The following is a 10,961-nucleotide window of genomic DNA, read 5'->3' as shown; positions in this document are numbered from 1 at the left end:
CGGCGCCGGCGCCGGCACGGCCACGGCCGGAGCCTCTACGCCGGCCTCCTCATCCACCGGAGCTGCCTGCGCAGCCTCCCCGGCCGGCGCATTCCGCAGATGCCACAGCGGCGCAATCCCCATCTCCGCCAGGAAGACGGCGTCGCGTTCGGCAAACCCGTTCATAGTGCAAACCTCATCACGATCGCATCCTCGCGCTGTCCCTCATGGGCTGGATAATACCCCTTGCGACGCCCGATCTGTGTGTAACCGTAGCGTTCGTACACCTGCAGTGCGCGCGCGTTCGACGGCCGCACCTCGAGCAGGATCGAGCCCATGCCCTTTTCGCGGGCGCGCGCGGCGATCCGGTCCAGCAGATAGCGGCCCAGGCCCCTGCCCTGGCGCCCGGCGCTGACGGCGACGTCCAGCAGGTGGGCCTCGTCCACCGCGTGCATGAGCAGGAAATAGCCGGCCAGCGCGCCTTCATCCGGCTCGCGCAGCACCCAGGCGTCGTAGCCGCTGGCCAGCGAATCGACGAAGTTGCCGCGGCTCCAGGGATGCGGGAACACGCTCTTCTCGAGCGCGTAGACCTCGTCGATGTCGGCCACCACCATCGGCCGCAATTCCAGGGCGGCCTGCTCCAGCGCTGCGCTCATCAACCGGCTGCCTTCGCCGCGTTGATCGCCTGGCGCTCGGCGCTGGTGTAGGCGACCTTGTTGCGCAGGTAGATCGGCTGGGCCTGGTCGGCCGGAACCGCCAGGCCGGCGGCCAGCGCGACCGCGCCCAGCAGGGCGAGTTCGCGCGCATGCGGCAGCACGTCGCCGAGGACGTTCGTCGCAAAATCCTTGCCGGCGAAAGCGTCCGGATAGGCCGCGAAGCCGTTGCCGCAGGCGGCCAGGCCGTCGGCGGGCAGCGGCGCGACGTCCTGCGGCGCACACAGGGCCGGCGCCGATACCTCCAGCCAGGAGCCCGCCGCGTAGCGGTACTGGGCCCAGTAGACTTCGCCCATGCGCGCGTCCAGCACGGCCAGCACCTCGGTCGCGCCGGTACGGGCGCGGCAGGCCTCGGCCATCGCCTCCAGGGTCACCATCGGCAACACAGGCAGGCCGGCGCCGAAGGCCAGGCCCTGGGCCACGCCGCAGGCGGTACGCACGCCGGTAAAGGAACCGGGTCCGGCGCCGAAGGCGATGGCGTCGCAGTCGGCCAGCCGGATGCCGGCCTCGCGCAGCAGCTCCTGCACCATCGGCAGCACGGATTGCGAATGGGTGCGCACCCCTTCGGATTCGCGGGCGAAGATCGTGGAAGATGCAGCGGACGTGGCGCCGGCGCTGTTGAACAGCGCGCAGGACGCCAGCTCGGACGAGGTTTCGATGGCAAGAATGGTAGGCATGCCGTATTTTAACCCGTGGCGCCGGTCGGCCAAAAGCCGTAAAATCCGGCCCATGCATAGCCTGACTCTCGAGCTCGACAATCGCGACCAGCTCGCCGCCGCCCTGGACGGCGACGGCTGGGTCGTCGCCTGCCTGTGCGCCGCCTGGTGCGGCACCTGCTCGTCCTACCGCGCCGCCTTCGACGCACTGGCCGCGCGCCACCCGGACAAGACCTTCGTCTGGATCGACATCGAAGACCAGGCCGACGTGGTCGGCGAGCTCGACGTCGAGAACTTCCCTACCCTGCTGCTGCAGCGCGGCGGCAACGTCGCCTTCTTCGGCACCATGCTGCCGGATCCGAACGTGACCGACCGCCTGGTGCAGGCGCAGGCGCTGCTTCCCGACGATGAATTGGCGCGCCTGGCGGCGTCGAGCGAGGAGCGGCGCGGCTGGCAGCGGGAGTGCAATTTGCGCGTGTTGCTGAACAACGCGGAGTGAAGCCCGCATCCGCATGGGCTCGGAGAGCCCACCCTACGCCAGCCGCAGCGGCAAACTGCGCAATCTCTGCCCGGTCAACTTGAACACCGCGCTCGCCACCGCCGGCGCGACCGGCGGCACGGCCGGCTCGCCCATCCCCTCGGGCGGCTCCATGCTGGGGACGATCACGGTCTCGACCAGCGGCGCCTGGTTCATCCTCAGCACCGGATAATCGCCAAAATTACTCTGCTGGATGCGGCCGTCCTTCAGCGTGATCTCGCCGGCCAGCGCCGCCGACAGTCCGAACACCACCGCCGACTCGACCTGCTGGGCCACGATGTTCGGATTCACGACGATGCCGCAATCGAGCGCGCACACCACGCGGTGCACACGGATCTGCGCATCTGTCCCGACGCCTTCCACCGACACCTCGGCCACATGCGCGACGATGCTGCCGAAGGACTGGTGCAGCGCCACGCCGTGCGCCCGCCCTTCCGGTGCCGAGCCGGCACGCGCCAGCGCGGCGTCCAGCACCGCCAGGTGGCGCGGATGCCCGCGCAATAGTTCGCGCCGAAGCAGCACGGGGTCCTTGCCGGCCGCATGCGCGACCTCGTCGAGGAAGCCCTCCTTGAAGAAGGCGTTGTGGGAGTGCCCGACCGAGCGCCAGTAGCCGATCGGCACCGCGCTGTCCGCGATCACGTGGGCGATGCGGCGGTTCGGGATCGCGTACTGCATGTCGTACTCGCCCTCGGCCGTGGTCTTGTCCGGCCCGATGCCCGGCAGGCCCAGGTTGCGCGGAAAGTACTGGTGGCCGATCGCGCCGCTCACCGATTTGTTGTCCCAGGCCAGCACGTCGCCGTTGGGGTCCAGCTTCGCCGAGAAGCGTGCCAGCGCCTGCGGGCGGTAGACGTCATGCGTGATGTCGTCCTCGCGGGTCCAGATCAGCTGCACCGGCTGGCCGCTCAGTTCACCACTCAGCGCCCTCGCAATCGCCACCGCCTGGGCCACCATATCGGTTTCCAGGCGGCGCCCGAAGCCGCCGCCCAGCAGCATCACGTCGAGCGAGACGTCGGCGCGGTCGACGCCGGCCACCCTGGCGGCGACGTCCACCGCCACGCTCGGCACCTGGGTCGAGGTCCAGAGTTTCAGCTTGCCGTTCTTGAGCTGGGCGGTGCAGTTGATCGGCTCCATGGTGGCGTGCGCCAGGAGAGGCGCACGGTATTCGGCCCGCAGCGTTCTTGACGCACCCGGCACGTCCTGGCTGCCGCTCTCGAAATAGGTGAAGCCGGATTCGCTGTCGAGCAGCCTGGCGAAGTCGGCGAAGATCGCCTCGCTGGACAGCCCCGCGTGCGGGCTGGCGCTCCACGTCACCGGCAGCGCCGCCGCGGCCTGCTTCGCCTGCCACCAGGTCTTCGCCACCACCGCCACGCCGGCGCCGGCGCCGGAGAACTGCGGTAGCGCGGACGACACGTCGACCACTTTCAACACGCCCGGCATCGCCATCGCCCTGGCGGCATCGAAGGAAGCGACACCCGCGCCGAGCACCGGCGCCATCTTCACGGCCGCGTACAGCATGCCGGGCACGCGCGCATCGATGCCGAACAGCGCGCTGCCGTTCACCTTGGCCGGGCTGTCGCGGCGCGGTACCGGCCGGCCGATCAGGCGGAATTCGGCCGGCGTCTTCAGGCGCACGTCGCCCGGCTCGATGTCGGCGCCAAGCACTGCGGCACGCGCGGCCAGTTCGCCGTAGCCCAGGCGCCGGCCGTCGGGATGCAGCACGAAGCCGTCGCGCGTCGCCAGGCGCGCGATATCGACCTTCGACTGCGCGAGCTCCGACTGCGCGAGCTTCCATTGTTCGGCGGCCGCGCGCAGCAGCATCGCGCGCGCCACCGCGCCCGCTTCGCGCATCGGCATCCAGGCATCCCTCACGCTGGTCGAGCCTCCGGTGAACATGAGGCCCAGTTCGCGGCCGACCTTGGACATCACCCATTGCACGCCCTGCTTGATGCTGCCACGGTCGTCGGGGTGGAAAGGCAGGTTCTCGCGCAGCACAGTCAGGTTGCCGAAGATCTTGTCGATCGGCGCCTGCGAAATCCTGACGTTTTCCAGCGCCGCGTCGAGCTCCTCGGCCAGCAGCATCGGCAGCGCGGTGTTCACGCCCTGCCCCATCTCGCTGCGCGGGACCACCACCGAGACGGTGCCGTCCGGCGCGATCGCCACCCAGCCGTTGAGGGCGACGGCGCCCGCTTCCACGGCCAGCGGGCTGGCGCTGTGCAGGCGCTGGCGCGGCGGCACGAAGCCCCAGCCGACCAGCAGCGTGCCGCCGGCGGCCAGGCCGCCCAGCAGGAAGCGGCGCCGGCTGCGCGACGGCTTCGCAGTCCCGCCCTCGCTTTTATCCTGCTCCAGCGTATTCGTATCTCGCATGATCCTGTCCCCATTGTTCCAGCAGCTGCTCCGGCGGCAAGGGCCGGGCATATAGATATCCTTGTGCGCGGCGGCAGCCATGCCGCAGCAGGAAGGCGGCCTGCTCGACCGTCTCGACGCCTTCCGCGATCACCGCCAGGTTCATGCTCTTGCCGAGCTGGATGATGGCGATCGCGATCGCTTCCTCATTTTCTTTACCAATGGCGTCCGTGGAGATGTCCCGGATGAAGCTGCGGTCGATCTTCAGCGTCTGCACCGGCAACTGCTTCAGGTAGGCCAGCGACGAGTAGCCGGTGCCAAAGTCGTCGATCGCGAGTTCGACGCCGATCGCGTGCAGCTCATTAATATACTGCATGGCGTCGCCGGTGTTCATGATCACCGACTCGGTCACCTCCAGCTGCAGACGGTTCGGCGCCAGCCCGGTCTCGCGCAGCACGCCTTCGACCTGGCCCGCCAGGCCGCCGCGGTCGAACTGGCGCGCCGACAGGTTGACCGCGATCTTCGGCACGTACAGGCCGGCCCGGTCCCAGCTCACCGCCTGGCGGCAAGCCTCCTCCAGCACCCAGCCGCCGAGCTGGTCGATGAAACCGATGTCCTCGGCGAGCGGGATGAAGCGGTCCGGCCCGAGCTGGCCCAGCTCCGGGCTGTTCCAGCGCACCAGCGCCTCGACCCCGATCAGGCCTCCGCCGTCGATCTCGACCTGCGGCTGGTAAGCCAGCCAGATCTCGTTCTTCTCGATCGCGCGGCGCAGCAGTGCTTCCATGCGCAGGCGCTCGACGCCCTCGCCATCCATCGACGGCGCATAGAAAGCGTAGCCGTTACGGCCGCGCGCCTTGGCCTGGTACATGGCGACGTCGGCATTGCGCACCAGGACATTCAGGTCGCACGCATCCTGCGGGAACAGGCTGATGCCCACGCTGCCGGTGACGAACAGCTCGTAGTCCGACACCAGCACCGGCTGCTCGAACAGGCGCATCAGTTTTTCCACCACCAGCCGCGCACCGCGCTCGCCGTCGACTTCCTCCAGCAGCACGATGAATTCGTCGCCGCCCAGGCGCGCCAGGGTGTCGCCGTCGCGCAGGCAGCCAGACAGCGACGCCGCGACCCGCTTGAGCAGTTCGTCGCCGACGTGGTGGCCGAGCGTGTCGTTGACGTTCTTGAAGCGGTCCAGGTCGATGAAGATCACGGCCAGCTGCCCGCCAGCGCGGGCTGCGCGCACCATCGCGTGCTGCAGGCGGTCGTGGAACAGCAGGCGGTTCGGCAGGCCGGTGAGCGGATCGTGGTGGGCCAGGTGGTCGAGCTTTTCCTGCGATTCCTTGAGCTTGGTGATGTCGCTGAACACGCAGACGTAATGGCTCACCGCGTCGTGGTCGTCGCGCACCGCGGACACCGTCAGCCATTCGAGATAGACCTCGCCGTTCTTGCGGGTGCTCCAGCTCTCGCCGCGCCAGAAGCCGGTCTGCGCCAGGTCGCGCCACAGGCCGTCGTAGAACGCCGGATCGTGGTCCGCGCCGCGGGTGAGATTGGAGTGCGTACCGACCGCCTCGCTCTCGGTATAGCCGGTGATCCGGGTGTAGGCCGGGTTGGTGGCGACGATCCGGCCGTGCACATCGATCACCATCACGCCATCGGCGATGTGTTCGAGCACCGTGGCGGCCAGGCGCAGCTTTTCCTCGGCCTGGTGGCGCTCGGTGACATCGGCATACACCCAGATGCTGCCGGCGCCCGGACGCTCGGGATCGAGCACGCGGCCGCTCACCTGGCACATGAACAGGCTGCCGTCGCGGCGCCGGTACGGGTGCTCGTCGCTGAACTCCTTGCCGCTGGCGAGGATCGGCTCGCTGGCCGCGATGCCGCGCGCGTAGGTTTCATGGTCGGGGAACAGCACCGCGATCGACTCGCCGATCAGCTCTCCCTCGTCATAGCCGAACAGCTCGTCGAAGCGGCGGTTGGTCGAGACGATGCGCAGGTCGCGCTCCTGGGCGATGCCGAACACCACGTTGTCGAGCACCGCGCCCTGCTCGGCCAGCAGCGCTTCGATGCGCATCTCGTTGTGCTTGCGCTCGCTGATGTCGTAGATGATGCCGTCGACCCAGAACGCGGCGTCGCCGCCCTGGGCTACCGGCTGGCCGCTCTCCAGTACCCAGCGCTCGACGCCATGGGCGTCGACGATCCGGTATTCGATCTCGTAGGGACGCGCGGCGAGCACCGCTTCCTTGGCCAGGCGGCGCCGCATGCGGCGGTCTTCGGGGGCGACGATGTCGGTCCAGCGGTCGGTGGTGGTGCTCATGAACAGCCGCGCCGGATAGCCGGCAATATCCTTGATGGCGTCGCTGACGAAGTCGATGCTGCCGCCGGGACGGGCGCGGAACACGGCCCCCGGAACCTGGGTCACGATGGTGCGGAAGCGCTCCTCGCGCCGGCCGATGTCGGCGAACAGCTCGCGGATCCCGATCCGCATGCGCTCCATCTGCGCGCCCAGCAGCCCCAGTTCGTCGCGCGAGGCCAGCACCAGCGGGGTGTCGAAGTCGCCGCGCGACAGGGTGTCGGAAAAGCCGGTCAGGCTGCGCAGCGGCGCCAGCAGGCGGCGCTTGAGCACCAGCACGATCAGCAGCAGCGAGACCGCCAGCTGCACCGCCAGCACACCGGCGTAGCGCCACTGTTTGGCGCGCAGCTCGTGCTGGCTGCGGCTGTCGTCCATCTCGACCAGCACGTGGCCGATCGGCTGGCCGTGCGCCACCACGGTCCGCTCGGCGCGGAACACGTGGCCCTCGGGCGCGGCGTCGGCGCGCTGGTCGAGGAAATCGCCATCCGCCTGGACGCGTACCTGCACGTGCAGCACGGCCGGGTCGCGCATCACGGAGTCGACCAGCGAGCGGGCGGCGTCGGCGTTCATGTTCCACAGCGACTCCTGCATGCCGAGCGCGAGGATGTCGGCATTGCGCCGCAGGGTCTCGTCGAGCACAGTGCGCGCGGCGTGGCGCTCCTGCACCCCGACCAGGAAGTAGCTGCCCACCAGGGCCGGCACCGCCAGCCCGCCGAACACCATCAACAGCAGCGCGCCGTACAGAGAACGTCCGTATAGCCGCAGCAGGCGCAGGGGCAAGATGCGCTTGGCGATTCTGGACATGAATTCCGGTACAGGCATGGCAGGCGGGCGGCCCGGTGGCAGTGACGTTGGTGGAAATGAATGCACTTATGCCGGAAGATTATGCACACAAAGTTTCCATAAGTCAGCAACTTGTCATGCCCGGCAATGCGGCTGGACGGCAAGCGTGTTCGTGCAGCCACGTTTCAGTGTTGCTATGATGCGTGTCTAGTTAGCGTGTCTACTTAATATAGAGAGGAGTAAGGAACGATGAGCCTGTCGATGTATTCCGCATCCGTGCCGGTGTTCCGGCAAGTGCTGGGCAGCCTGGCGGCAATCCTGGAAAAGGCCGAGGCGCATGCCGACCTGAAGAAGCTGGAGCCGCAGGCACTGCTGCAGGCGCGCCTGTTCCCGGACATGTTCCCGCTGCTGCGCCAGGTGCAGGTGGCGGCCGATTTTGCCAAGGGCACGGTGGCGCGCCTGGGCGGCGTCGAGGTGCCGCGCTATGAAGATGTCGAAACCGACTTCGCCGGCCTGCAGGAGCGTATCGCGAAGACCCTGGCCTTCATCGACAGCGTGCCGCGCGAAGCGATCGAAGACAGCGCCGAGCGCGAGGTGACGGTCGGCACGGGGGCCAACCAGCGCCAGTTCAAGGGCCAGCCCTACCTGGTGCACTATGCGCTGCCGAACTTTTACTTCCACGCGACGACCGCGTACGACATCCTGCGCCATAACGGGCTGGAGATCGGCAAGCGGGACTTCATCGGCAGCTTTTAATCAAACGCAAACCGGGGTCAGAGCCCGAAATTTGGAAATGTCGCGCTGGATCTTTCCAAAATTCGGGCTCTGACCCCGGTTTGATATCGATCAGGTGTTGCGGCGCGGATAGCCTTGGGAAAGTATCCGCTGCCACACTGCTTCCTTCTGCTCGGAGCTCATCGACACCCAGTGCGCCACCTCGACCACCGTGCGGCCGCAGCCGCGGCAGATGTCGTCGAAGGTGGTCGAGCAGACCGCCACGCATGGCGTGTCCGGACGCTCCGGCAAGGGCCGGGACTGATCAGCGGGCCGGGCCGACATCAAGCTTGTCCCAGCCTTCGTGGCCGAGCTGTTCCATGGTCTCGATATTTTTCTCGAAGATCTCTTCGGCCTCCGGGAAGGCTTCCACGGCGCGGTCGATGCTGTCCTCGCGCAGCAGCTGCAGGATCGGGTAGGGCGCCCGGTTGGTATAGTTCGAGATGTCGTTCGGGTCGGTATCGGCGAACTGGTAGTCCGGGTGGAAGCTGGCGATTTGAAGTTCGCCGTCGAGCGACATGTCTTCCACGGCGGCGTCGGCCACGTCGAGGAATTCGTTGAAGTCGAGGAAATCGTTCAGCACGAAGGGATGGATCAGCAGGGTCGTGTCGGTCTTTTCGGGATCGGCGTCGGCCAGGTCCTGCAGCTCGTTCATCAAGGTTTCCAGCAGCTCTTCCGGACTGCGGGCCGGCGACACCACGTAGCGCACCTGCTCCTTCACATACACCGCCTTCGCGAACGGACACAGGTTCAGGCCAATGACGGCGCGTTCCAGCCAGCGGCGGGTGGCGGCGACGATCTCGTCATCGTCCGCATTGAGGTTGGCAGTGCTCATGATCTTTCCAGGTTTACAAACGCGCCGGCGCGCAGAGCAGGCATTGTACGCGTACTTTGCGTGCCCTCATAGATGGACTGGCAAGCCGGGGTAACTTGGCAAGCACGGCTTTTGCCGCTGGTATTAGGTTTTCGGAGCCGTTTTCGGCTTGTTTTTGTAACCATAAAAAACCTTGGTTGGCAGATGGGATCCAGCCGGGCTTGCGATCATACACCCCGGGGTATTCGACTTTATGATGAAACGGCGCTCTTGAATTTCCATAAAAATCGCCATACTCCTTTCAAAATTGTCAAATTACAAGCATGTGTTAGCAAAATAAATAGCCAAAGAAATTTGTAACCGCGTCTACATAATCCTTGACTACCGTGCTAACTGGTCCTTACACTGCCCCCTTACTCGTCAGTCCTAACCGTTCCTGGACGCAACACTGGAAAGCTATGTACGAAACGACTCGCACCACCCAAGCCCTGGCCCTCGCGATCCTGTTGGCCCCCGCGATCAGCCATGCCGCCGACAGTGCCCCGAGCACGATCACGCAAAGCACCCCCGGCTTCAGCGCCGCGGCAAGCGCCAAGCCGGCCCTGCCCGCATCCCTGAGCGCAGCCAAGGGCGACGACTACAAGGACCCGGACCTGTGGGCCCGTATCCGCAGCGGCTATGCGATCCCGGACGTCGACAACAACCTGGTCGCGAAGCACGTCCAGTGGTACGCCAGCCGCCCGGAGTACCTGGCGCGCACCTCGGGCCGCGCCTCGCTCTACCTGTACCACGTGGTGCAGGAACTCGAAAAGCGCGGCATGCCGACCGAACTGGCGCTGCTGCCGGTGATCGAATCGGCCTTCAATCCGCAGGCGCTGTCGACCGCGGATGCCGCCGGCATCTGGCAGTTCGTGCCGGGCACCGGCCGCGACTTCAACCTGAAGCAGAACATGTTCAAGGACGAGCGCCGCGGCGTGCTGGCCTCGACCGACGCCGCCCTGACCTACCTGCAGCGCCTGTACACCATGTTCGGCGACTGGCAGCTGGCCCTGGCCGCGTATAACTGGGGCGAAGGCAATGTCCAGAAGGCGATCCAAAAGAACCGCGCGGCCGGCAAGCCGACCGACTTCGAGAGTCTGGCCGAACTGATGCCGGCCGAGACCCGCAACTACGTACCGAAGCTGCAGGCGGTCAAGAACATCATCGCGAACCCGGGCCAGTACGGCGTGAGCCTGCCGGCCATCGACAACCAGCCCTACTTCATCACCGTCGACAAGACGTCGGACATCGACCTGGCCGTGGCCGCCCAGCTGGCCGAGATGTCGATCGACGAATTCAAGGCCCTGAACCCGCAGTTCAAGAAGCCGGTGATCACGGGCGAATCGACCAAGATCCTGCTGCCGAAAGAGAACGCCGAAAAGTTCCACCTGAACCTGGCGCAGTGGGGCCACGCGCTGTCGTCCTGGACCACGCACAAGATCACGGGCGCCAAGGAAACGATCGCCTCGCTGGCCTCGAAGTTCGGCACCACGCCCGAAGTCATCCGCCAGGCCAACAACATCCCGCCGCAGATGCGCCTGAAGGCCGGCTCGACCATCCTGGTGCCGAAGACCAGCACCTCGACGGCCTCGGATATCGCCGAGAACATCGTCGATAACGCCCAGATCGCGCTCGAAGCCGACCACGGCGAGAGCAAGCGCAAGGGCCATAAGCTGAGCGGCGCCCAACGCATCAAGGCCAGCGCCGCCAACGCCATGGCCGAGATCAAGAGCCGCGTCTCGCGCGGCAGCAAGCCGTCGGTGAACGCCAACGGCCGCAAGCACCGCTGATCCCCCAAGCGGCTTGCTGCTGCACTGCGGCAATTTCTGCACCTCAGCCGGCCTGCACGTTTCGCGCAGGCCGTGCACGCTTTTCGAAACTACTGTATAGTGTCGTTTGTGCGTTGCAAAACGCGTTCGCGATCAAGTCGCCGCGGTAGTGCACCAGAAGTAAATCAGCAGTACAAAACCAAGCT

The 10,961-nt window shown here is 66.6% G+C and carries 9 protein-coding genes; 3 read left to right on the top strand and 6 right to left on the bottom strand.

What is annotated here, in order from left to right; translation table 11 throughout:
- Positions 1-161: 161 nt before the first annotated feature.
- Both rimI and tsaB read right to left on the bottom strand, forming a co-directional pair.
- Positions 162-635, bottom strand: a complete 474-nt coding sequence (gene rimI / locus ACI48D_RS08110) for a ribosomal protein S18-alanine N-acetyltransferase (RefSeq protein WP_435570712.1) — start codon at positions 633-635, stop codon at positions 162-164.
- Positions 635-1,369: a tRNA (adenosine(37)-N6)-threonylcarbamoyltransferase complex dimerization subunit type 1 TsaB gene (gene tsaB / locus ACI48D_RS08105; RefSeq protein WP_435570711.1), complete on the bottom strand. Its 735-nt coding sequence runs from the start codon at positions 1,367-1,369 to the stop codon at positions 635-637. The genes rimI and tsaB overlap by 1 nt, the downstream gene beginning before the upstream one ends.
- Positions 1,370-1,421: 52 nt before the next feature.
- Between tsaB and ACI48D_RS08100 the strand changes: the two genes are divergently transcribed.
- Entirely contained in the window at positions 1,422-1,847 is a 426-nt protein-coding gene (locus ACI48D_RS08100) for a thioredoxin family protein (protein ID WP_435570710.1), read from the top strand.
- A 33-nt stretch (positions 1,848-1,880) separates the two neighbouring features.
- Here the strand turns inward: ACI48D_RS08100 and ACI48D_RS08095 are convergent, their stop codons facing one another.
- Both ACI48D_RS08095 and ACI48D_RS08090 read right to left on the bottom strand, forming a co-directional pair.
- On the bottom strand, positions 1,881-4,250 hold the full coding sequence (locus ACI48D_RS08095; RefSeq protein ID WP_435570709.1) for a molybdopterin cofactor-binding domain-containing protein: 2,370 nt from the start codon (positions 4,248-4,250) through the stop codon (positions 1,881-1,883).
- A complete protein-coding gene (locus ACI48D_RS08090) occupies positions 4,219-7,380 on the bottom strand; it encodes an EAL domain-containing protein (RefSeq protein ID WP_435570708.1) in 3,162 nt (1,053 codons plus the stop codon). Before ACI48D_RS08090 ends, ACI48D_RS08095 begins: the two co-directional genes overlap by 32 nt.
- 228 nt (positions 7,381-7,608) lie before the next feature.
- Here ACI48D_RS08090 and ACI48D_RS08085 point away from each other — a divergent pair, with 228 nt between their 5' ends.
- The gene (locus tag ACI48D_RS08085; protein ID WP_435570707.1) at positions 7,609-8,115 is read left to right on the top strand and encodes a DUF1993 domain-containing protein; all 507 of its coding nucleotides are present in this window, start codon (positions 7,609-7,611) and stop codon (positions 8,113-8,115) included.
- 90 nt (positions 8,116-8,205) lie between these two features.
- Here ACI48D_RS08085 and ACI48D_RS08080 read toward each other — a convergent pair whose 3' ends face one another.
- Together ACI48D_RS08080 and ACI48D_RS08075 are read right to left on the bottom strand one after the other, a co-directional pair.
- A complete protein-coding gene (locus ACI48D_RS08080; RefSeq protein ID WP_435570706.1) occupies positions 8,206-8,418 on the bottom strand; it encodes a DUF1289 domain-containing protein in 213 nt (70 codons plus the stop codon).
- The gene (locus ACI48D_RS08075) at positions 8,399-8,968 is read right to left on the bottom strand and encodes a DUF1415 domain-containing protein (protein ID WP_435570705.1); all 570 of its coding nucleotides are present in this window, start codon (positions 8,966-8,968) and stop codon (positions 8,399-8,401) included. Before ACI48D_RS08075 ends, ACI48D_RS08080 begins: the two co-directional genes overlap by 20 nt.
- A gap of 437 nt (positions 8,969-9,405) precedes the next feature.
- Between ACI48D_RS08075 and ACI48D_RS08070 the strand changes: the two genes are divergently transcribed.
- The gene (locus tag ACI48D_RS08070) at positions 9,406-10,776 is read left to right on the top strand and encodes a transglycosylase SLT domain-containing protein (protein ID WP_435570704.1); all 1,371 of its coding nucleotides are present in this window, start codon (positions 9,406-9,408) and stop codon (positions 10,774-10,776) included.
- The last annotated feature ends 185 nt before the right edge of the window (positions 10,777-10,961 follow it).

It is taken from the genome of Massilia sp. LXY-6 (assembly GCF_051233485.1).
In the GTDB taxonomy this organism is placed as follows: domain Bacteria; phylum Pseudomonadota; class Gammaproteobacteria; order Burkholderiales; family Burkholderiaceae_D; genus Telluria.
The sequence above is the reverse complement of the archived record's forward strand: the minus strand, read 5'-3'. Positions and strand labels throughout refer to the sequence as shown.